Source organism: Brevundimonas diminuta (assembly GCF_050310045.1).
Lineage (GTDB): Bacteria > Pseudomonadota > Alphaproteobacteria > Caulobacterales > Caulobacteraceae > Brevundimonas > Brevundimonas diminuta_F.
Window position 1 is genome coordinate 320026 of the sequence record NZ_CP190005.1, and the last position, 21613, is coordinate 341638.

At 66.1% G+C, this 21613-nt stretch carries 18 protein-coding genes; 11 read left to right on the forward strand and 7 right to left on the reverse strand.

What is annotated here, in order from left to right:
• Positions 1-76: 76 nt before the first annotated feature.
• From ACORJG_RS01555 to rfbB, 3 genes are read left to right on the forward strand one after another with little or no spacing between them, the layout of a single operon-like run.
• Complete coding sequence (locus ACORJG_RS01555; RefSeq protein ID WP_427791030.1) at positions 77-1090, forward strand: cell wall hydrolase; 1014 nt, start codon at positions 77-79, stop codon at positions 1088-1090.
• A 17-nt stretch (positions 1091-1107) separates the two neighbouring features.
• Positions 1108-1674 (forward strand): dTDP-4-dehydrorhamnose 3,5-epimerase, encoded by a 567-nt coding sequence (rfbC, locus tag ACORJG_RS01560; RefSeq protein WP_427791032.1) that lies wholly within the window; start codon positions 1108-1110, stop codon positions 1672-1674.
• Positions 1675-1726: 52 nt separating this feature from the next.
• A complete protein-coding gene (gene rfbB / locus ACORJG_RS01565; RefSeq protein WP_427791034.1) occupies positions 1727-2812 on the forward strand; it encodes a dTDP-glucose 4,6-dehydratase in 1086 nt (361 codons plus the stop codon).
• On the opposite strand, the gene ACORJG_RS01570 is transcribed toward rfbB, so the two are convergent.
• The 5 genes from ACORJG_RS01570 to ACORJG_RS01590 form a co-directional block, all read right to left on the reverse strand.
• Positions 2804-3052, reverse strand: a complete 249-nt coding sequence (locus tag ACORJG_RS01570) for a hypothetical protein (RefSeq protein ID WP_427791036.1) — start codon at positions 3050-3052, stop codon at positions 2804-2806. The genes rfbB and ACORJG_RS01570 overlap by 9 nt on opposite strands.
• Positions 2982-3416 (reverse strand): hypothetical protein, encoded by a 435-nt coding sequence (locus ACORJG_RS01575; protein ID WP_427791038.1) that lies wholly within the window; start codon positions 3414-3416, stop codon positions 2982-2984. Before ACORJG_RS01575 ends, ACORJG_RS01570 begins: the two co-directional genes overlap by 71 nt.
• Positions 3413-3955 carry an exosortase H gene (gene xrtH / locus ACORJG_RS01580; RefSeq protein WP_427791040.1) on the reverse strand — a complete coding sequence of 181 codons (543 nt, stop codon included), beginning with the start codon at positions 3953-3955 and terminating at the stop codon, positions 3413-3415. The genes ACORJG_RS01575 and xrtH overlap by 4 nt, the downstream gene beginning before the upstream one ends.
• A gap of 260 nt (positions 3956-4215) precedes the next feature.
• Complete coding sequence (locus ACORJG_RS01585; protein WP_427791042.1) at positions 4216-6939, reverse strand: TonB-dependent receptor domain-containing protein; 2724 nt, start codon at positions 6937-6939, stop codon at positions 4216-4218.
• A 206-nt stretch (positions 6940-7145) separates the two neighbouring features.
• The gene (locus ACORJG_RS01590) at positions 7146-7847 is read right to left on the reverse strand and encodes a helix-turn-helix domain-containing protein (protein WP_427791044.1); all 702 of its coding nucleotides are present in this window, start codon (positions 7845-7847) and stop codon (positions 7146-7148) included.
• A 114-nt stretch (positions 7848-7961) separates the two neighbouring features.
• On the opposite strand from ACORJG_RS01590, the gene ACORJG_RS01595 reads away from it, so the two are divergent.
• From ACORJG_RS01595 to ACORJG_RS01630, 8 genes are all read left to right on the forward strand, one after another.
• Complete coding sequence (locus tag ACORJG_RS01595) at positions 7962-9938, forward strand: serine hydrolase domain-containing protein (RefSeq protein WP_427791046.1); 1977 nt, start codon at positions 7962-7964, stop codon at positions 9936-9938.
• 22 nt (positions 9939-9960) lie between these two features.
• Positions 9961-10983 (forward strand): dipeptide epimerase, encoded by a 1023-nt coding sequence (locus ACORJG_RS01600; RefSeq protein WP_427791048.1) that lies wholly within the window; start codon positions 9961-9963, stop codon positions 10981-10983.
• A complete protein-coding gene (locus tag ACORJG_RS01605) occupies positions 10973-12127 on the forward strand; it encodes a dipeptidase (RefSeq protein WP_427791049.1) in 1155 nt (384 codons plus the stop codon). The genes ACORJG_RS01600 and ACORJG_RS01605 overlap by 11 nt, the downstream gene beginning before the upstream one ends.
• 100 nt (positions 12128-12227) lie before the next feature.
• A complete protein-coding gene (locus tag ACORJG_RS01610; protein WP_427791051.1) occupies positions 12228-13346 on the forward strand; it encodes a YkvI family membrane protein in 1119 nt (372 codons plus the stop codon).
• A gap of 101 nt (positions 13347-13447) precedes the next feature.
• A complete protein-coding gene (locus ACORJG_RS01615; protein ID WP_427791053.1) occupies positions 13448-15391 on the forward strand; it encodes a serine hydrolase domain-containing protein in 1944 nt (647 codons plus the stop codon).
• Between the two features lie 121 nt (positions 15392-15512).
• The gene (locus tag ACORJG_RS01620; protein WP_427791055.1) at positions 15513-16559 is read left to right on the forward strand and encodes a DUF1611 domain-containing protein; all 1047 of its coding nucleotides are present in this window, start codon (positions 15513-15515) and stop codon (positions 16557-16559) included.
• Between the two features lie 83 nt (positions 16560-16642).
• Positions 16643-18286, forward strand: coding sequence for an N-acyl-D-amino-acid deacylase family protein (locus tag ACORJG_RS01625; protein ID WP_427791057.1), 1644 nt, complete (start codon positions 16643-16645; stop codon positions 18284-18286).
• Between the two features lie 189 nt (positions 18287-18475).
• Positions 18476-19360, forward strand: a complete 885-nt coding sequence (locus ACORJG_RS01630; RefSeq protein WP_427791058.1) for a hypothetical protein — start codon at positions 18476-18478, stop codon at positions 19358-19360.
• 165 nt (positions 19361-19525) lie between these two features.
• Here the strand turns inward: ACORJG_RS01630 and ACORJG_RS01635 are convergent, their stop codons facing one another.
• Positions 19526-20911: a sensor histidine kinase gene (locus tag ACORJG_RS01635; RefSeq protein ID WP_427791060.1), complete on the reverse strand. Its 1386-nt coding sequence runs from the start codon at positions 20909-20911 to the stop codon at positions 19526-19528.
• The gene (locus ACORJG_RS01640) at positions 20898-21593 is read right to left on the reverse strand and encodes a response regulator transcription factor (RefSeq protein WP_427791062.1); all 696 of its coding nucleotides are present in this window, start codon (positions 21591-21593) and stop codon (positions 20898-20900) included. The genes ACORJG_RS01635 and ACORJG_RS01640 overlap by 14 nt, the downstream gene beginning before the upstream one ends.
• Positions 21594-21613: the final 20 nt, after the last annotated feature.

Genomic DNA, 21613 nt, shown 5'->3' on the forward strand with positions numbered 1-21613 from the left:
ATCTCGCAAACCGTCGCTTCGGCTTGGCGTCGACGATGACGGCTGATATGCAGGGGGCCTTGTGTTTGGGGGAAGAATGCGCGGGATCGCTCCAGTGCTGATGGCAGGAGGATTGGGGATCGCCGCCTGGGCGGGACTGTCCGGTCATATCCCGTTCGCCAATGTTCTGTCCGGTCAGGCGCAGGCCCAGCCCGGCGCTGTCAGGCCGATCCCTGCCTATGTCCCCGCCGCAGCCGCCGCGCCGGTCATGGAAAGCGACGTCGAACGCCGCGCCCGGCTCAATGTCCGTCTGCAGGCCATGGTCAGGGAAGGCAAGGGGGGACGGCTGACCGATTCTGCGCCGTTGGCGCGCCCGCCCGGCCGCGCCGGGACTCGCCGTCCATCCGCTGCTGCCGAAGCGGCGGCGCCGAAGTCCGAACCTGCCGCCTCCTTCACGCCGCCGCCGTTGAACCTGTCGGCTGCGACATCCGCACGACGCGGGGCCGGCGGCTATGTCGCTCCGGTCCTGGACCTCAAAACGCCGCCGCGCATCCCCGACAATGATCTCGAGTGTCTGACCCAGGCGATCTATTATGAGGCCCGCAACGAGAGCGAGTCCGGTCAGGCGGCGGTGGCCGAGGTGGTGCTGAATCGTTCGCGTCATCACGCCTACCCCCAGGACGTCTGCGAGGTGGTCTACCAGCGCAACAGCCGCACCTGCCAGTTCACCTTCACCTGTGACGGTTCGATCGGACGGCGTGCGGTCAATGCGGTCGCATGGGCCCGGGCCGAGCGCATCGCGCGCGAGGTGTATGAAGGGCGTTCCGCCAGTCTGCTGCCGAAAAATTCGGTCAACTATCACGCTAACTATGTCCGCCCGTCCTGGGGGCGGCGACTGGAGCGCGTTCGCCAGATCGGCGCCCATATCTTCTATGGCGCGCCTCTGAACGGCGGCGCCACGCCGGGCGCCCGCGAGCGTGAGGCCGCGCCGCCTGCGCCGCGTCTGCTGTTCGTGCGTAATGAGGCGCTGGATCGCGCCTACGCCCTTGTGGCGGCCCGGGCGTATGATCCCGCTGCGACCGACGTCGCATCCGGCCCGGTCGGGTCGTGAGCGGGCAGGTCATACTGTTGCGGACCCCGCGGTATGGGGATGATCGCGGCTGGTTCTCGGAAACCTGGTCGCGAGCGCGGTTCGCCGCCGCCGGAATCGACTGCGACTTCGTCCAGGACAATCACTCCCGTTCCGAAGCCAGGGGCGTGGTGCGCGGCCTGCACTTCCAGCACCCGCCCCATGCCCAGGCCAAGCTGGTGCGCTGTCTGCGCGGGGCCATCCTGGACGTGGCGGTCGACCTGCGCGTCGGCTCCCCCGATTTCGGCCGATTCCATGCCGTGGAGTTGACCGCCGACAGCGGGGATCAGCTTTTCGTGCCGCCGTCCTTCGCCCACGGCTTCGTCACCCTGCAGCCGGGGACGGAGGTGGCCTACAAGGTCTCGGCGCCCTATGCCCCCGACCACGAAGCGGGTCTGGCCTGGGACGATCCGGACCTGGCTATCCCTTGGCCTGTCACGCCAGGCGAGGCGGTTCTGGCGGACCGGGACCGGGTCTGGCCCCGGCTGAAGGATCTGGAATCGCCCTTCATGGGCGAAGACGCATCGACCCTGTCGGTCGTGGACCTGGCGTCGGTCAGGCCTTGACGGCGCGATGTTGCAGGGGTCTTCAACGGGCGCAGGATTAAGGGAGGCGCCTGTGCGGACATTGCTGACCGGCGGCGCCGGCTTCATCGGCTCGGCTCTGGTGCGCGAACTGCTGGGACGGGGCGATCAGGTTCTGGTCGTCGACAGCCTGACCTACGCCGGGGTTGAGGCGTCGCTGGATGAGGTTGCGGACCATCCCGGTTTCCGCTTCCTGAAGGCTGACATCTGCGATGCGGGAGCCATGGCGAGGGCTTTCCACGGGTTCCGCCCGGACCGCGTCGCCCATCTGGCGGCCGAGACGCATGTCGATCGCTCGATCGATGGACCGGCCGTCTTCATCCGCACCAATGTCGACGGAACCCGGGTTCTGCTCGATCAGGCCCTGGTCTGGTGGCGCGGTCTGGATGAAGCGCGACGGGACGCTTTCCGTTTCCTGCATGTTTCGACAGATGAGGTGTTCGGCTCTTTGGGGCCGCTGGGACGCTTTGACGAGGCCACGCCCTATGATCCCCGCTCGCCCTATTCAGCCTCCAAGGCGGCGTCGGATCATCTGGTGCGCGCTTGGGGGCATACCTTCGGCCTGCCGGTGGTCATCAGCAATTGCTCGAATAACTACGGGCCGCGGCAGTTTCCTGAGAAGCTGATCCCGACGCTGATCCTGCGCGCCCTGTCGGGGCAGGATCTGCCGATTTACGGCGACGGCCTGAATGTGCGGGACTGGCTGTTCGTCGAGGATCACGCCAGGGCGCTTGCGCTCATGCTTGAAGCGGCGCCGCCGGGTCGAACCTATTGTGTAGGCGGCGACGCCGAACGCACCAATCTGCAGATCGCCGGACTGGTCTGCACTGCGCTGGACCAGTTGCGGCCGCGCGCGGACGGGCGGCCTCATGCGTCAGCCGTGCGCCAGGTGGAGGACCGTCCCGGCCATGACCGTCGTTATGCCGTGGACGCCGGTCTGATCCGGCGCGAACTGGGGTGGCGTCCGCAAGGCGATGTTGACAGCGGCATGGTCCGAACCGTGGCCTGGTACCTTGCAAATGAAGCGTGGTGGTCGCCGCTGATCGCCGACAGCCTGCAACGCCGCGGGCTGGCGGGAAGCGCGGGACAGGTCCGAGATCCCGTTCGCGGCTCAGGATGACGTCTGCGGCGTCTGGGGCGACGGCGCCATCGCGGCCACGCCTTGCGGATTGACCGCGGCCCAGGCCAGGACGGCCGCCAGCAGGGGCGCGATCGATATGCCGGCATAGCGGCCCAGCAGGACGAGTTGCGTGACGGCCGGATGCAGGGGCGGGGCCGTCAGGGCGACGTCAGGCAGATCCCTGCCCGGCGCCAGTGACGGGTTCAGCGCCGTGGCGATCTCGCCCCAGAAGAAACACAAGGGTCAGGACTGCGCCGCCGATCAGGATGGCGCGCCACGGATGTGTGCTGCGCGGAGGCGCGCAGATGAAGGCGAGGAACAGGGGAAAGCCCAGCAACGGCCGCCGCAGGCTGCCGCGTCCCATGTCGAGGACGAACAGGCCCTCGCCGCTGGCCAGGGGCAGTCCCGTGGCGATTCGCCAGCCGGCGGCGCTGCTGTCGATGGCGCCGGGCAGGCCGGTCAGCCGGAATGTCAAGCTGGCCAGGGGCTGCGCCAGTCCAAGCACCAGATCTGCGCCCCACAGCCACCACAGGGGCAGGACGGCAATCAGCACAGCGGCGCTCCACAGGACGAAGCGGCGGCGGGCGGACCGGGCGACGCTCATTCTGCCTTTTCCTTTTGCGCGCCCTGGCGGTTCTGCAGATGCGCCCATCCGAAAAACAGCATCAGCCCCTCCAGCCCTATCATCGCGTCCCAGACATAATGATGGAAGAACTCAAACAGCGAGGGCTCGCCGCGCGACAGGTAAAGCAGGCTGATAATTCGCAGGAGGTTGACGCTCTGCAGGGCGATGACGGCGATCGCGGCCCCGATGAGGGAGCGTATCATTGTGGTTGGATAAGCCAGCATCGCTGCGACCAGCAGGGCGCACACCTCGACGGCGTTGCATCCGGCCAGCACTTGAACAGCTCCGGTCCCGTCGCTGAAGCGCAGGATGTCGCCATCGGCCAGGATGCGGCTGTCGAATGGCGCGATGACGGCGGCCGATATGTCGACCAGCATCCGGGTGAAGGGCTGTACGAAACCCGCCGTCGCCCAGGGTGTAGCCAGGACCCAGAAAAACGCCAGGATCAGAAGCGCCATCAAGCCCAGAAACTGGCCGGTCGGACTTTTGAGGGCGGAAAGAACCCGGTCAGCCGACATGAGGCGGCGCCTCCGGGGGCAGGGTGGCGTCAACGATTCGGACATGCGCTGTCATCTTGCCTGCCGTTTCCCGGGTCGCCCGGCTCCATCGTCCGTTCACGGCGCGCTCCCGATAACCGTCGACTGGCTAACGGTGAATGTCAAAACCCGCAAATTGTGACATCGTTATTTCAGGGCGGGCCATGCCCTGCAAAAAAGAGGCGCGCCTGCTGATCACAGCGGGCGCGCCCTGAGGAGAGAGGCGTTTACGAAGGGCGGGTTTAGAAGCGGGCCTTGGCGCCCACCTGGAAGTAGCGGCCCATGGAATCGTACAGGGCGGTGCCCTGCAGGACGAAGGGCGGCTGGCGGTCGAACAGGTTGTTGACGTTGGCGGTGACGCTGATGCGCTCGTCCACCTTCATCTCTACGCCCAGGTCGACATAGGTGCGGCTGCTGACCTTGTTGTTGGTGATGTTCATGAAGCGGTTGAAGTCGCCGCCGTCGACATAGCGCATGCGCAGGTCGACGTTCAGTTCATCGCTCAGATAGGAGACGCTGCCCGTTCCGCGCCATTGCGGCGTGGCGAAGGACAGATTGTCGCCGACGTTGCCGACGCGGTCGGCCGGGCCCGTGCCCGCGTCGAAGGTCAGCTTTTCGACATAGCTGGCCAGGGCGCGGAACTGCAGGGTGCCGTTGATGGCCTGCGGCTGCACCCGATAGGCGAACTCCATGTCGACACCCTGGATGTCGAAGGTCTGGAAGTTCAGGGCGGTCGAATAGATGGTGTTGACCTGGCCGACGGTCTGCCCCGGCGCAGGCGGATCGCGCTGGACGGCGGCGCACAGCGAAGCGTTGCCGGCGCGGCACTGGTTCAGGATTTCCTGAGCGCCGATGGTGCCGATGACGTCGTCGATCTCGATCTTGTAGAAGTCCAGCGACGAGCTGAAGCCCGGCAGGAAGCGCGGCGTATAGGTCAGGCCGACCGAGAAGGTGTCGGCGATTTCCGGTCCCAGATCCGGGTTGCCCCCGGCATACAGGTTCACCTGATAGGTCTGGCCGTTCTGGAACGGATCGGAAATGGTCGACAGATAGGTCGTCCGCGTCGAGAACAGCTCGCTGATATTGGGCGCGCGGATATCGCGAGACGAGACGACGCGCAGCAGCAGATCATCGAAGACCCGGCTGGTGGCGCCCATCTTCCACGACCAGATGCCGCCGGTGGTGCTGTAGTCGCTGTAGCGGGCGGCGCCGTTGACATCCAGCGTCGCGTTCTGCGCGTTCAGCAGGGGCACGGCGATCTCGACGAAGCCCTCCTTCACGTCATAGCGGCCGTCCAGCGTGGCGTAGTTCAGCGGGCTGAGAGCGCCGACCTGTGAGTAGGGGTCGGTGTTGCGCGTATACAGGCTCTGGCGGTGGGCCTCGGCGCCCAGGGCCACGGACACGGGGCCGGCCCAGGTCGAGAAGGGGTCGCCGCGCAGGCTGAAACCCGCCGCATCCAGCTTGCCGCCCGTCTGGCCCGACCCCGAGGCGAAGGCATAGGCGATGGCCTCATCCGACATGTTGCCGACGCCGAACAGGTTCAGCGGACGACAGGCGCTGTTCGGATTGGTCAGGGCGTCGCGGCAGACGATCTGACCGCTGCCGTTGTCGACCGCGTCGATGGCGCGGTTGAAGTTGGCCGCAATACGCTCGTTATGAATGGCGTTCGGGTTCTTCACCTCGCCGTGGGTGTAATAGGCGCTGTAGCGCCACGGCTTGCCCATGGCGTCGAAGCTGCCGTCGATGCCGATCGAGCCTTCGTAAACTTCACGCTCATAGTCGATGCCCAGATAGCCGCGCTCGCCTACATCGGCCAGAAGACGGCCCATGCGGAACCCGGTCTCGCCCGCCGCCAGCAGCTGGTTGCGGATGTCCTGCGACAGGAAGGCGTTGTCGGCCTTGATCAACAGGCCCGCGCCCGCGCTGCCGGGGATGGCTTCGGGGAACATGGGATAGTCCCCCTGGGTCATCGAATAGCTGGCGTCGAACCAGACCGTCGCCCGCTCGGTCAGGGCGTAGGTGGCGCGGCCGAACAGATTGTAGCGCTCAAAGGGGGCGGAAACCGCCAGATGGTCCAGTTGGTTGCGCGCGCCGATGCCGTCATAGGGGCGCAGGCTGCCGTCGGGATTGAACACCTGGCCCGCCAGGGCGCCGCTGGTGATCATGCCGCCGGGCATATAGTTCCTGGCTTTCAGGCCGTTGACCAGGGTCAGCGAGCCGTCCGGATTGGCGATGGCGCTGGTGTCCAGGCTGGGGCGCTTGCGCGTCTCGCGGCCGAAGGCGCCATGATCCTTCACATATTCGGCGGAGACCATGTAGTGGCCGCGGCCGTTGTTGAAGTCGGCCCCATAGGCGCCGTTGATGCGGTGGCGTTCGCCGTCGCCGCGTGACGAGATGCCGGTGGTGGCGCTCAGTTCGCCGCCGCTGAACTCATCGTCCAGGATGATGTTGACCACACCCGCCACGGCGCCCGAGCCCCAGGCGGCCGAGGCGCCGCCGGTGACGACTTCGGCGCGTTTGACCAGGTTCATCGGCACGCTGTTCAGGTCGCTGCTGCCGGAGAAGCGACGACCGTTCAGCAGGGTCAGGGTGCGGTTGGCGCCCAGGCCGCGCAGGTCGACCGTGAAGGTGCCGGACGTGGTGTTGCCCGTGGTGGTGGTCGGCGTGGTCGTCGGCCGGATCGACGGCAGGTCGTTCAGCACCTCGGCGATGTTGCCGCGCGCGCCGATACGTAATTCCGTTTCGCCGATGACGGTGGTTGGAGTCGGGGCGCTGAAGCCTGCGCGGTCGATGCGCGAGCCGGTGACGACGATCTCATTGACGGTGGTCGGTTCGCTCGTGTCCGCGTTGTTGTTTCTGGAGACGACGTCCTGCGCCATGACCAGACCGGGCGCGCAAAGCCCCGCCAGCAGGGCGGTGGTCGCCGGCCATGTTGATTTCGCCCGAATGGGTCCTGTCGTTTTCATCTTCACTCCCCCGATGTGTTTTTGGTGCAGCGCCGCATGGGGGCGGGCCGCTTGGAGGAGAGGCTTGGAGGCTGGACAGAAAAAGTCCAGCAAAAAATGTCCCAATCAGGACCGATATTTCAAATTGAGCCTAATTTAGCCTAAGCCGTGGCGGACTGTCCCTATTTCAGAGCGGCTGAAGCGCTTCCAGGCGGGGCGCTTTCAGTTCAAGACGCAGCTTCATTACCGCGTAGAGCCATCATCTCGTTGAAAAGCTCTTCGTCGGCGCTGGAGCATAGGGCCAGGACGATGGCCTTCTCGTAACCGTCTGCGACAACAAAAGCGTGCCCCATCTGTGAGTCGAGATAGATGGACTGATCTTTCTCAAGCGTAACTGGATCGTAAAACTCGGTGTGAACTTCAATAGCGCCTTCAAGAACATAGATGTATTCTTCGCCGGCGTGACGGATCAGCTTCCCGAAATCTTTAACAGATTTGGCGCGTATGTGAGTGACGATAGGAATCATGCGCTTTTTACGCAGTTCCGGGCAAAGGTAATGGTAGACGTAGTTGTCTGTCTCGACCCGGATCGCATTGTCGAAACTGCCCAGGCTGCGGCGGGCGGTGACGGCGACTGGGTCGGCGGCTTTTCCTTCTGAAAACAGTTCGGACATCGGCATCCCCAGCCTTTGGCTGAGTTGCAGAAGCTTGTCGTAGGTCAGGGTCAACCGGTCATGTTCGACCTTGGACAGGGTCGATACCGGAATGCCGGAATGCTGGCTCATCTCCTTGAGCGTCCAGTCGTTTTTCGCACGAATGGCCCGCATGATTCCGCCAAGGGTGGGGTGCGTCGTATTCGAGGACATCGCCGTGTCTGTCTTTCCGCCGCCCATGAAAACATGGGTTGACAATTTTCCGATCAGGATCACGTAATCCTGCCCAGAGTGTGCTGTTGACTGATTTTATCGGTTGAAGGCGGCTTTGCAAGAATGACGCGAAACGCGCGCGGGGAGCGACGCGACAGACGTCACGGGGAGGAAACGATGAAATTACGCAGGATCTTCCTGTCGGCGGCGCTGTTGCTTGCGTCTGCCTCGATGGCGGGCGCTCAAGGCCACAACCCGCCTCCTGTGGCGACGACGCCATCTGCCCCAGTGGCTGCTGCGACTCCTGCGCAACCGGTTCTGGACCGGGCGGACCTGGAGGCCTGGCTGGACGGCTACATGCCTTACGCCCTGCGGCGCGGCGATATTCCGGGCGCGACCGTGGCGGTGGTCAAGGACGGTCAGGTGCTGCTGCTGCGCGGCTATGGCGTTTCCGATGTGAAAACGGGCGCGCGGGTGGACCCGAACACGACGCTGTTCCGGCCCGGGTCCATCTCCAAGCTGTTCGTGTGGACGGCGGTGATGCAGCTGGTCGAGCAGGGCAGGCTGGACCTGGACCGCGACGTCAACGAATACCTCGACTTCCAGATTCCGGCGCCGGACGGCAAGCCGCTGACGTTGCGCAACATCATGACGCACCGCTCGGGCATGGAAGAGTCCGTCCGGGGTCTGATCCGCACCCATGGCGAGGGTCTGCCGACCACGGAAGAAGCGCTGAAGGCCTGGGTTCCGCACCGCATCTTCGCGCCCGGAACGACCCCGGCCTATTCCAACTATGCGACCTCGCTGGCGGGCTACATCGTCCAGCGCGTCTCTGGCATGCCGTTCGAGGACTATATCGAGCGCAACGTCTATGCGCCGATCGGCATGACGAAGAGCACCTTCCGTCAGCCGCTGCCGCCTGCGCTGGCGCCGCATATGTCGAAGGGCTATCCGCGCGCCTCGGCGCCCGCGGCCAACTATGAATATGTCGGTCTGGCTTCGGCGGGCAGCATGGCCACGACGGCCGACGACATGGCCCGATTCATGATCGCCCATCTGGATGAAGAGGGCGGCGCCCTGCTGCAGCCGGACACCAAGCGGGCGATGCACCGGACCATCACGCGCGCCTTCCCGGGGCTGAACGGCATGGCGCTGGGCTTCTATCAGGAAGACGTCAACGGCCATAAGGTCGTGGCGCACGGCGGCGCCACGCGGGTGTTCAAGTCGAACCTGTGGCTGTTCATCGACGACGGCGTCGGCATCTTCGTGTCTCTGAACGCGGCGGGTGCAGGCGGCAGCGCGGGCGCCGTGCAGACGGGCCTGTTTGAAGGCTTCGCCGACCGTTACTTCCCGTCTGAAGCCCAGCCGCCCAAGCCGCTGGACGCGGCGACGGCCCGCGCCCACGCGCAGGAGATCAAGGGCTATTATCTGCCGTCGCGCCGGGCGGATTCCAGCTTCCTGCGCTTCCTCTACATGCTCGAGCAGTTCGAGGTGAAGGTGGACGCCAAGGGCCGCCCCGTTATCGCTGCGGCCAAGACGCTGGGCGGCGCGCCGATGCAACTTGTCGAGGTCGAGCCCTATGTCTGGCAGGACCAGCTGAGCAAGGCGCGTATGAGCGCCGTGGTCGAGAATGGCAAGGTCACGCAACTCGGCTTCAACAACAGCCCCTATGCCGTCTTCGTGCCTGCGCCCTGGTATCTGACGCGCGGCCTGATGTTCCCGTTGTTCCTGTCGGCGATGGGCGTGCTGACCATCGCCGCCCTGTCATGGCCCGTCGCCGCCATCGCGCGCAAACGCTATGGCGCGCCGATGAAGCAACAGGGACAGGCGCGCACGGCCTATCGCCTCGTGCGGGGACTGTCGTGGGTGTCGCTGGCCACCCTGCTGGGCTGGTCGGTGCTACTGCCGTCCATGCTGTCGAAGATGGGCATGATCAACGGCGGCGCGGACGGCGTGGTGCGCCTGCTTCAGGTCGGCAGCGTCATCGGCTTCGTCGGCTTTGCGGCCGCCGCCGTGTGGAACGCCGTGCTGGTCTGGCGCGAAGGACGGGGCTGGGGAAGCCGTGTCTGGAGCGTGGTCATGCTGGCCGCCGGCGCCGTCATCCTGATGATCGCCTTCAACTATCACCTGTTCGCCTTCAGCCTGAATTACTGAAGAGTATCTGGAGTTTATCGTAATGGCTGGAAGCATTCCGGGTCGCGTTCGCCTGTCCGTCAAAGAGGACAACCTGCTGCTGAAGCGCCCCTTCCGCATCTCGGGCTATGAGTTCACCCACACGGCGCGGATCGTGGTGACGCTGGACGACGGCGTGCATCAGGGCCGGGGCGAAGGCAACGGCGCCTATTATCTGGGCGACGACGTGCCCGCCATGCTGGCCGCCGTGGCCAGCGTGAAGGAGGCGATCGAGGCCGGGGCGGATCGTCAGGCCCTGCAGACCCTGTTGCCCCACTGCGGCGCGCGCAACGCGCTTGATGCGGCGCTGTGGGATCTGGAGGCCGCGCGCACCGGTCTTCCGGCCTGGAAGGCGGCGGGCGTTGGCGCGCCCAAGCCTCTGCTGACCACCCTGACGCTGGGCGCAGGCGACCCGGCCGCGATGGCCGAGCAGGCGTCGGGCGAATATCGTCAGGCTCGCGCGATCAAGATCAAGCTGACCGGAGAACTGGCGCTGGATCTGGCGCGGGTCGACGCCGTGCGCGCCGCACGTCCGGACGTCTGGATCGGCGTCGACGCCAATCAGGGTTTCGGCATCGACGAACTGCCGCCTCTGATCGAAGGTCTGCTGGCGGCGGACGTGCAACTGCTGGAGCAGCCGCTGAAGCGCGGGCGTGAGGCGGATCTGGACGGCTTCCGTTCGCCCATCCCGCTGGCGGCGGACGAAAGCGCCCTGTGCCTGGCGGACGTGCAGGGTCTGGTCGGGCGCTTCGACACGGTCAACATCAAGCTGGACAAGTGCGGCGGCCTGACCGAGGCGCTGGCCATCGCCCGCGAAGCCAAGTCGCGCGGTCTGGGCGTCATGGTCGGCAATATGATGGGCTCCAGCCTGGCGACCGCACCGGCCTTCCTGGTCGGCCAGTTGTGCGACATCGTCGATCTGGACGGTCCGGTCTTCCTGGCTCAGGACGAGACGCCTTCGGTCCAGTATATCGACGGCTACATCCACTGCGACACCGGCTGGGGCGGCCCTAACCATGTCGGGTAGGGCGCAGGGGCCTGCCCCTGACCGGCGTGGTCTGCTGAAGGGGGCGGCGGCCGCCGCCGTCTTCGGCGGCGCGCCGATGATCAGCACCGGCGCCTATGCCTTGGATGGCGGGACGACGACCTATTCACGCCGCGCCGTCGATCTGGTGCAGGGCGCGATGGTCATCGATATGCTGGCGCCGCTGAAGCTGGATTTCAGGCCGGAATATTTCGCCGGTCCGTTGAGCGCGCAAGACGAGGCGGACTTCCGCGCCTCGGGCATCACCGGCTTTCACCAGGCCGTCGGCTTCGGCGATCCGAACGCCTATGAAACGGCGCTGGCCTATTTCGCGGCGTGGCAGGGATTCGCCGGGCGCAACGCCCATGTCTTCTCGCTGGTCGATCGGGCGGCGGATCTGGACCGGGCCAAGGCGGACGGCAAATGCGCGGTCATCATGGGCGTGCAGAACTCGGACCATTTCCGCACCGTGGCGGATGTGAAGCTGTTCCATCAGCTGGGCCAGCGCTGTTCGCAACTGACCTATAACAGCCAGAACCGGCTGGGCTCGGGCAGCACCGAGCGCGTGGACGGCGGTCTGACCGATTACGGCCTGCAGATCATGGAGGCCATGAATGCGGTCGGCATGATGATCGACGTCTCGCACTGCGGCGACCGCACGACGCTGGACGCCATCGCCCATTCGACCCGGCCTGTCGCCATCACCCACAGCAACTGTCGCGCCCTGGTCGACCATCCGCGCGTCAAGACCGACGAAGCCATCCGCGCCATGGCGGCCAGGGGCGGGGTCATGGGCATAACCGGGGTGCGGATGTTCGTCCGCGACCGCGAGCCGGTCGGGGTGGCCCATGTCGCGGACCATATCGATCATGTGGTCCGGCTGACGGGGATCGAGCATGTCGGCATCGGCTCCGACGCCGACCTGAACGGCTATGACGACATGCCAGCCGATCAATATGAGGCGTTGAAGGCGGGCTACAAATCCACCTACGCCTTCCGTGACAAGATCGACACCGACGGTTTCGACCATCCGCGCAAGGTCTATGACCTGACCGAGGAACTGATCCGCCGCCGCTATTCCGACGACAACATCCGCGCGGTTCTGGGCGGCAACTTCCGGCGACTGCTGGCCGAAATCATCGGCTGACGCCCCCAGTGACGGGTAAGAACCACATGACACAGTCGATCTGGAGGCGCCTGAGAGGCGCTGCTGCGACGCCCTTGCCGATGGTCTGCGGAGGGGCGCTATGAGCGGCGCTGCGTCGGCGACGGCCGGCTGGTTCCAGCGTCTCATCCTGCCTGGGCTCGCCTTCAAAGCGGCAGTGATCGGCGGCGGTTACGCCACCGGCCGCGAACTGGTCGAGTTCTTCATGCCGGGCGGCCCGTGGGGCGGTCTGGGCGGCATCCTTGTGGCCATGCTGGTCTGGAGCGTCGTCTGCGCCATGACCTTCGTCTTCGCCCGCATGACCGGAGCGGGCGATTACCGCAGCTTCTTCCGCGCCCTGCTGGGACGCGGCTGGGTGGTGTTCGAGATCGCCTATTTCGTCTTCATCGTTCTGGTGCTGGCTGTGTTCGGCGCGGCGGCGGGCGAGATCGGCGTTTCCATGTTCGGCTGGCCGCCCTTGGTGGGCACCCTGCTGCTGATCGTCGGGGTGGTGGGGTTCGCCGCCTTCGGCAATGCGGTGGTGGAGGCTCTGTTCAAATACGTCTCCTTCCTGCTCTACGCCGTCTACGCGATCTTCCTGGTTCTGTGTCTGGCAGGGTTCGGCGATCAGATCGCCGCCACCTTCACCGGCCCGGCGGTCGAGCCAGTGAAGACGGGCGCGAACTGGGCGCTGAGCGGTCTCAGCTACGCCAGCTATAATGTCATCGGCGCGGTGGTGATCCTGCCGGTCGTGCGGCACATGACCAGCCGCCGCGATGCGGTGGTTGCAGGCCTGATCGCCGGACCTCTGGCCATGGCGCCGGCCCTGTTGTTCTTCGTCTGCATGATGGCCTTCTATCCGGGCATCGGCGCCGAGAAGCTGCCGTCGGACTTCATGCTGGCCCAACTGAACCTGCCGATCTTCCGGGCGCTGTTCCAGCTGATGATCTTTGCGGCCCTGCTGGAAAGCGGCGTGGGCTTCCTTCACGCGATCAATGAGCGGGTGTCGGGCGCCTGGGCGGCGCGACGCGATACGCCGTTCCCGGCCGTGCTGCGCGGCGGCATTTCCGGCGTCTTCCTGATCGGCGCCATCTTCCTGGCGGCCAAGGTCGGGCTGATCGACCTGATCGCCTCGGGCTACGGCGCCTTCGGCTACATCATGCTGGCGATCTTCGTCCTGCCGTTGATGACGCTGGGCCTGTGGCGGGTGATGCGTAAATGAGCCGCGCGGATGTTCGTGTTTTGAAGATGTTGAGCGCGTCCCGGCGGGATGCAGGACGGGGAACGGGGATGCAGGTTTTCAAAAGGATGAGGACGGCAGGCGTGCTGGCGTTGAGCGCGCTGGCGCTGTCGGCTGTCTCCGCCCCGGCGCAGGACCAGGCGCGCCCGGTTGCGGCGGCGCCTGCGGCCGTGGCGCCCCCGGCGGGTCACGCCATGACCAAGGCGGATGTCGACGCATGGCTGGACGGCTTCATGCCCTACGCTCTGCGGCGCGGTGATGCGGCGGGCGCGGTGGTGGTCGTCGTGCGCGACGGGCAGGTGCTGACCCAACGCGGTTTCGGCTATTCCGACATGGCCGGGCGGCGCCCGGTGGACCCCGAAACGACCCTGTTCAAACAGGCGTCCGTGTCCAAGCTGATGACATGGACCGCCGTCATGCAGATGGTCCAGCAGGGCAGGATCGATCTGGACGCGGACATCAACACCTATCTGGATTTCCGTATTCCGCCGCGTGACGGCAAGCCGATCACCATGCGCAACCTGATGACCCATACGGCGGGCTTCGATGAGGTTCAGCGCGGTCTGAACAGCTATGATCAGAAGGACATGCCGACGCTGGGCGAGGCGATGAAGCGCCAAATCCCCGATCGCATCTATGCGGCGGGGACCACGCCCGCCTATTCGAACTATGGCACGGCGCTGGCGGGTTATGTGGTCGAGCGCGTCTCGGGCGAGCCTTACAACACCTATGTCGCGCGCCACATCTACGCCCCGGCGGGCATGACGCATTCAACAATGGACCAGAAGCTGCCCGCGCGGCTGGAGCCTCTGCTGGCCAGCGGTTATCAGCGCGGATCAGGCGCTGTGGGGCGTCCGGAACTGAGCGCCTTTGCGCCCGCTGGCGGCATGACGGCGTCCGGCGCGGATATGGGGCGCTTCATGCTGGCCCACCTCGATCAGGGCGGCGTCCTGATGAACCCGGCCACGTCGCAGCTGATGCAGACCAGCATCACGCGCCTGATGCCGCCGCTGAACGGCATGGCGCTGGGCTTTTATGAGCAGAATACGAACGGTCGGCGGGTGCTGTCGCACGCGGGCGACAGCGTCCAGTTCCACAGCCAACTGTGGATTCTGCCGGACGAGAAGACCGGCATCTATATGTCGATGAACGCAGCGGGCACGGACAAGCTGTCCGCCGCGATCCGCACCCACCTGTTCGAGGCCTTCGCCGACCGCTACTTCCCCGGCGCCGAACAGGACGGCCGCGTCGATGAGGCGACCGCGCGCGAGCACGCCCGCATGATGGTCGGGACCTACAACAAGACGCGCAGGCTGGAGAACAGCTTCCTCAAGGCGATGGAGATGGCCGGCCAGTACAAGGTCAGCCTGAACGCCCAGGGCGGCCTCGTCTTCAAGGCGGCGCAGACCCTGGGCGGCGGGAACCGCGAATGGGTCGAGATCGAGCCCTTCGTCTGGCGCGAGGTCGGCGGCAAGATGCGTCTGGCGGCCGAGGTCAAGGACGGCAAGGTCGTCCGCATCGGCATCGATTCCTCATCGCCCTATATGCTGTTCGACCGGGCGCCCTGGTACAGTTCGACCGCCTGGCTGGCGCCCGCCTTCCTGGCGAGCATGGGCGTGCTGGTTCTGACGGCGGCGTCCTGGCCCTTCATGGCTCTGGTGCGTCGTCGCTACGGCGCGCGGCTGGAACGCACCGGCGCGCGCCGGACGGCCTATCGCCTGACGCGGCTGCTGTCGCTGCTGGGCGCGGGGCTGATGGTGGGCTGGATGGCGTTCGTCAGCGCCCTGGTGTCCAGTTTCGCCCGCCTGAACGGAGAGCTGGATGGTGTCCTGATCGCCCTTCAGATCGCCACCCCCCTGATCCTGATCGCCCTGCTGGCGACGGCGCTGTGGAATGTCTGGCTGACGTGGACCGGCCCGCGCGCAGTGCTGGGGCGGCTGTGGAGCGTGGTGGTTGCGGCGAGCGCCGTGGTGTTGCTGTGGATCGCTGTCGTCTTCCACCTGATCGGTTTCGGCACGGCCTTCTGAGCATGGGGCGGTTCGGAAAGGTTCTTTTCTCTGATCAGAAAATTATATCCCAATTGGGATTGCGCGGACGCTTATCGGCGCTCATGATCGGTCGAGATTTGGTTCTTTCAGGTGTAGTCCCGTGAACATTCAGACCCCCCTCGACGTCAGTGCTGGTTCGCTGAGCCTGCCGCAGCCCTATCTGCTGTTTCTGGCGGACACGACCGAGCCGGGCTTCGCCAAGACGGCCTTCGGCCTGCGCGACTGGGCGCCTGAAAAGTGCGTCGGCGAATACGCCCTCAGCGCCGGAACGGTCAGCGCAGGCCTGACGGTCATGACGCCGGCCGAGGCCAAGGCTCAGGGCGCGGGCGCCCTGCTGATCGGCGTGGCGAACGGCGGCGGCATCATCTCGTCGACCTGGATCCCGGCGCTGATCGAGGCGCTGGAGGCTGGGCTGGATATCGTCAGCGGCATGCATATGCGTCTGCACGAAATCCCCGAACTGGCTGATGCTGCCCGCCGTCTGGGCCGTCGTCTGATCGACGTGCGCGATCCGCCGCGCGGGTTGAAGATCGCCACCGGCAAGAAGCGCTCGGGCTATCGCCTGCTGACAGTCGGAACGGACTGCGCCCTGGGCAAGAAGTATACGGCGCTTGCCATCGCACGCGCGTTTTCGGCGCGCGGAGTCGACACGAATTTCCGCGCTACCGGTCAGACGGGCATCATGATCGCGGGCGGCGGCGTGCCGATGGACGCCGTCATCTCGGATTTCGAGGCGGGCGCCGCCGAAATGATCAGCCCCGAGGCCGCGCCCGGCCACTGGGACGTGATCGAGGGGCAGGGTTCGCTGTCGCACCCCTCCTATGCGGCGGTGTCGCTGGGCCTGCTGCACGGCAGCCAGCCGGACGTCATCGTGGTGTGCCATGAACCGGGCCGTCCGCACGTTCTGGGCAATCCCGATTACGCCCTGCCGACCATCGAAGAGACGATCGAGCTGAACCTGCTGATGGGCCGCCGCACGAATCCGAACATCCGCTGCGCGGGCGTGTCCTTCAACACGGCGCACATGGACGAGGCCTCGGCCATCGCCCTGATGAAGAGCGAGTCCGAGCGTCTGGGCCTTCCGGTCGCCGACCCGGTGCGTGGAGGCGAACTGTTCGATCGCCTTGTGGACGCCTGCCTGTCATGAGGACGCGCGGGCCGGGTCCGGCCCGGAACGATCAGTAAACAAGAGTGCTGCGTCGGCGACCCGCCGGCCAAGGGAGGATGAAGATGAAGAAACTGGCGGTTCTTTATGGTGCGGTCGCCTTGCTCCTGTGCGCAGGCGCATCGTCGGCCTACGCCTCTGCGCCCGAGTATGACATCGTCATCCGCAATGGTCGCGTGCTCGACGGGGCGGGCAATCCGTGGGTCCATGCCGATGTGGCGGTCAAGGACGGCCGCGTGGTCAGTGTCGGGCAGGTTACGGGCAGCGGCGCGCGCGAAGTGGACGCCACCGGCCGCTATGTCTCGCCGGGCTTCATCGACATGATGGACCAGTCCGGCCGTGTCCTGCTCAAGAACGGGGCTGCCGAGAACAAGCTGCGTCAGGGCGTCACCACGGTGATCGCGGGCGAGGGCGGCACCCCCGTTCCGGCCGCCGACATCCCCGGCTATTTCCAGCAACTGGAGCAGCAGGGCATTTCGATCAATTTCGGCTCCTATTATTCATCGACCCAGGCGCGGGTGAAGGTGATGGGCGACGGCGCGGGTTCGCCCACCGAGGCCCAGCTGAACGAGATGAAGAACGAAGTCCGCACGGCGATGCAGGCGGGCGTCTTCGGCCTGACCAGCGCCCTGATCTATCCGCCCAGCAGCTTCCAGAGCACCTCCGATCTGGTGACGCTGGCCGGCGTTTCGGCCCAGTGCGGCGGCTTCTACGCCACCCATATGCGCGACGAGAGCGGCGACCTGGTCCAGGCTGTCGAGGAAGCCATCGAGATCGGCGAGAAAAGCGGCGCCAAGGTCGAGATCTTCCACCTGAAGGCCGCCTATGCGCCGGGCTGGGGCCAGCTGATGCCGCAGGCCCTTGCGACCATCAATGCGGCGCGGGCGCGCGGCGTCGACGTGGCGGCGGACCTCTATCCCTATACGGCGGGCGGCACGGGTCTTGAGATCATCGCTCCCAGCTGGGTCTGGGCCGACGGCATTGAAAAGGGGCTGGAGCGTCTGCGTGATCCGGCCCTGCGCGAGCGGATGAAGGCCGAGGTCGAGGCGGGCTCCATGCCGGGCTGGTCCAATCTGGTTCACGCCTCGGGCGGGTTCGGCAATGTCCGGCTGGCCAATGGCTTCAGCGAGAAATACGCCCCCTATCACGGCAAGAGCCTGGCCGAGATCGGCGCGGCCCTGAACCGCCACCCGGCGGACGCGGCGTGGGATATTCTGCTGGAAGGCCTGCCGAACCGTTCGGTCGCCCTCTACTTCATGATGAGCGAGCCGGATATCGAGACGGCCCTGCAACAGCCCTGGGTCAGCATCGGCAGCGACGCCGCGGCGTCAGAGCGCCTGGGCGAGATGGACGCCCTGGGCCTGCCGCACCCTCGCGCCTACGGCACTTTCCCGCGGATCATCGCTGAATATGTGAAGCGCCGCCCCGTGCTGTCGCTGGAAGAAGCCGTGCGCAAGATGACCGGCTGGCCCGCCCAGCGGATGGGCCTCAGCGATCGGGGCCTGATCCGTGAGGGCATGCGCGCCGACATCGTCGTCTTCGATCTGGACACGCTGGACGACGTGGCGGGCTGGGACAATCCGACCGACGTGCCGACCGGCATCGAGACGGTCATCGTCAACGGCGTCGTCACCCTGGCCGACGGCGCCCACAGCGGCGCGCGCGCCGGATCGGTCCTGCGCCATCAGTGCGTGATGCCGGGCGCCTGACGGCTTTCCGGGATGGCTGTCTGGCGGCTTCATCGGCCGTCAGGCGCTGCTTCGTCAATGTAGCGATACGCCGCCGCCCGCCCAAGGTTGAAAACCTGTAAAGAATGGATGGCTGGCGGCAGACAGGCGCAACCAATGGGGCCGCCCGCCGTTCGTTCCGCATATCGCAGATCGTCGGAGACATCGTCCATGAACAAGGCCGCCAGATTCTTGCCCGTGGCCGCAACGGCCCTTCTGGCGCTCGGCGCCGGGGCCGTTCAGGCCCAGACCGCCAACCCGACCAACCAGGACCGTCTTGGCGCCATCGTCGGGACGCTGTTCGGCGATCGGCTTGGCCTGTCCGCCATGGATCAGGCCTGGTTGCGTGCGGAGCGTCCGCTGCGCGACGGCCAGTCGCAGTTCAACACCCGTGTCGACGCCAGCGCCCGCTCCGGCGCAATTTCCGGCGCGGCGGCTGCGAAGTTGCGCGCCGACTATGACGGCCTTGTCCGCCTTGAGGGCCAGTACGCCGCAGATGGCCGCTTTTCAGCGGACGAGCGCGCGGATCTGAACGCCCGTTACTCCGCCCTGATCCGGACGCTGGACTCGGGCGCGCCCGGCTATGGCGAGGTCAACGCCGTCGCCCAGGGGCGGGCCGATTTTGAAAACCGCGTCAACGCGGCCGTCAGTGCGCGCCGCATCACCCGCACCCAGGCGACCCAGCTCAGGACGGATTACCAGGCTCTGATCCAGCTTGAAGCCCGCTATCTGGCGGACGGTTCGATCAGCCCCGCCGAGCGCGCCGATCTGGATACGCGTCTGGATGCGCTGGACGCCCGTCTGGGCGACGGCCCGGTCCCGACGACGCCGACGGTCCCGGCGACGCCTCGGGCGCGCCTGACCGAACTGGAAACCGCTCTTGCCGCAGCCGAGCGCAGCGGCGCAGTCACCCGCGCTGACGCTGCGGACATCCGTGTGGAGTTGGGCGACCTGGTGCGCCTGGAAGCGGCCTATGGCCGCTATGCCGCTTCGGCGGATGAGCGGGCCTACCTCGATCGCCGCATACAGGACCTGCAGGGGCGTGTGCGCCGCTGAACGGTACGACGGACCGGACTGAGGATGACGGCGGCCCTTTGCGGGCCGCCGTTTCTGTTTTGCCGGGGACGCCGGACCTCCCTGGGCCAGGGTTCCGTCGTATCTCCCTCGTGCCTGAAGTAGAGGCGATCCGGGATCGCTTTGTTCCGGAGCTTGAAGGATATCTCAGTCAGGCCGGGGGCCGCCTGCCGCCCCAGCGGCTGCGGGACGGCTGCGCGAAGTCGGGAATACGACCTCGATCCGCGCGCCTCCGCCCTGCCGTTCAGACCAGTGAACGCCGGCGGCATGATGCGCGGCGACCACGGCGACCAGGGCCAGACCCAAACCCGCGCCGGGCGTATCCGGTGAGGCGCCACGCACGAAAGGGCGGTCCACGCCCGCGCCAGGAAAGGCCGCCAGACCGGGACCGGTATCCGTGACGACCAGCCGCGCCTGTCCGTCGCGCACGCCCGACCATATCCTGATGTGGCCGCCCGGCGGCGTGAACTTGATCGCGTTGTCGACGAGGTTGACCAGCAGAAGCCGCAATTCCTCGCGCGAGCCCAGGACCGCGCCGGGGGAGCCATCGGCGAGGATCGCTGCATTCAGGGACACCCCTTTCATTTCCGCCGCGTCTTTGAACAGTTCCGTCACGGCCTCAGCCATCGCCAGCAGGTCCTGTGGATCATGTGACGCTTCCGAGGAGGCGCGCAGTCGGGCCAGCATCAGGACGGTGTCGAACACCTGTACGGCCTGGTCGATTTCTGACCGGGCGTCATCCAGCGCGTCTTCGCGCGGCTCATCCGGACGATCCAGCGCCAGGCGGGCCCGGGCCAGCGGCTTTTTCAGTTCGTGGGCCAGATGGTCGGCCAGAGCCCTCTGGCTGGCCAGGACGGAGTCTATGCGGTCCAGGGCGCGGTTGACGTGGCCGGAGAGGGCGTCCAGTTCGTCTCCTGCATCGCTGACAGGCGCGCGCCGGTGCATCTGGTCGGTTTCGATGGCCTCGAACACGGCGTTGACGTCGGTGATGCGTCGCCGCCAGCGGCGGGCGGCCAGGTGCGAGGCGGCGATCATGAGAACGACCAGGCAGGCCGCCAGGACGGCGAACAGCGCCATGTTGACGGTGGGATGAACCCCGGGGCCGTTCAGGCTGCGTCCGGTCAGTATCGGAAAAGCGCTGTCCAGATGACCGATGCGGGCGATGGCGGGCCCCTCGCCGGTCTCTCTGGATGTCAGCCGCACCCAGCCGTCTGCATCAGCCTGCTGCCGGGGCCACTGCAACAGATTGCCTGTCGCCACATCGCCGTCAGGTTGAAGGACCATGTAGTATTCGCCCGTCCGCCGATCCTGCGTTCGGCGCTCAAGCATTTCAATGACCGATACGACCGGAAAGAATCCGTCCAGGGCCTGAATGGCCCGCAGATCGGCTTCCACCCTTGCGCGGGCATGCACCTCAGTTTCCGCCTGGACCAGATGCAGGGTGACGCCCAGATAGAGGATGCTGGCGATCGCCATGACCGCGGCGGCGGCGGGGGGCCAGAAGGGGCGCGTCAGGGCGTCAGGAAGCCTCATTGGCGCGTATTTCCAGCATATAGCCGACCCGTCGGACCGTATGGATCAGCGGCGGCGTTCCAGCGCGCCGCAGGTCTTCACGCAGGCGATAGAGGGCGGCTTCCAGCACCGTCACCCTAGGGTCAGGCGACCATTCGCTCCAGACTTCCGACCAGAGCGCCTGACGCGACACCACCTGGCCCTGATTCTCCATCAACAGGCGTAATATGTCGAACGTCTGTCGGCTGAGGCGTATCTCCCTATTGTCCCAATGGGCGATACGCAGAAGCGGACGCAGTTCCAGTTTGGCGTACTTCATGACCTGCGGTGAAGCCCAGCCCCCGCCCCGTCGCATGAGGTTGCGGAGTCTGGCGACCAGCTCGACGGCGTCGAAAGGCTTGGTCAGATAGTCGTCCGCCCCCATGGTCAGGCTTCCCGCGACCTGGTCGCCTCCGCCAAGATGGGTCAGCATCAGCACGGGGGTTTCCATGCCTCGCTGGCGTATGGCGGCCAGGGCGTCCAGGCCTTCGCGCGAGTCGCCCTCGATCATGCGGTCCAGGACGATGACATCCCACCTGTCGTCGGCGGCGGCCAGCAGTTGATCAATGGCGGTGCAGCGCTGCGTGGTTCCGCCGGCGCGATCGACGGCGAGTTCGACCATGGCCGCCCAGGCGTCGTCGTCCTCCAGGAAAAGAACCTTCATGGAAAAGCTTGAACCTCCCA

Excerpts from the sequence above, each read along its gene's own strand:
- ACORJG_RS01610 (WP_427791051.1), top strand. The coding sequence starts at position 12,228 with ATGAGCGGCGCTGCGTCGGCGACGGCCGGCTGGTTCCAGCGTCTCATC.
- ACORJG_RS01595 (WP_427791046.1), top strand. The coding sequence starts at position 7,962 with ATGAAATTACGCAGGATCTTCCTGTCGGCGGCGCTGTTGCTTGCGTCT.
- ACORJG_RS01605 (WP_427791049.1), top strand. The coding sequence starts at position 10,973 with ATGTCGGGTAGGGCGCAGGGGCCTGCCCCTGACCGGCGTGGTCTGCTG.
- ACORJG_RS01555 (WP_427791030.1), top strand. The coding sequence starts at position 77 with ATGCGCGGGATCGCTCCAGTGCTGATGGCAGGAGGATTGGGGATCGCC.
- ACORJG_RS01640 (WP_427791062.1), bottom strand. The coding sequence starts at position 21,593 with ATGAAGGTTCTTTTCCTGGAGGACGACGACGCCTGGGCGGCCATGGTC.
- ACORJG_RS01575 (WP_427791038.1), bottom strand. The coding sequence starts at position 3,416 with ATGAGCGTCGCCCGGTCCGCCCGCCGCCGCTTCGTCCTGTGGAGCGCC.
- ACORJG_RS01635 (WP_427791060.1), bottom strand. The coding sequence starts at position 20,911 with ATGAGGCTTCCTGACGCCCTGACGCGCCCCTTCTGGCCCCCCGCCGCC.
- ACORJG_RS01585 (WP_427791042.1), bottom strand. The coding sequence starts at position 6,939 with ATGAAAACGACAGGACCCATTCGGGCGAAATCAACATGGCCGGCGACC.
- ACORJG_RS01600 (WP_427791048.1), top strand. The coding sequence starts at position 9,961 with ATGGCTGGAAGCATTCCGGGTCGCGTTCGCCTGTCCGTCAAAGAGGAC.
- ACORJG_RS01630 (WP_427791058.1), top strand. The coding sequence starts at position 18,476 with ATGAACAAGGCCGCCAGATTCTTGCCCGTGGCCGCAACGGCCCTTCTG.
- ACORJG_RS01625 (WP_427791057.1), top strand. The coding sequence starts at position 16,643 with ATGAAGAAACTGGCGGTTCTTTATGGTGCGGTCGCCTTGCTCCTGTGC.
- xrtH (WP_427791040.1), bottom strand. The coding sequence starts at position 3,955 with ATGTCGGCTGACCGGGTTCTTTCCGCCCTCAAAAGTCCGACCGGCCAG.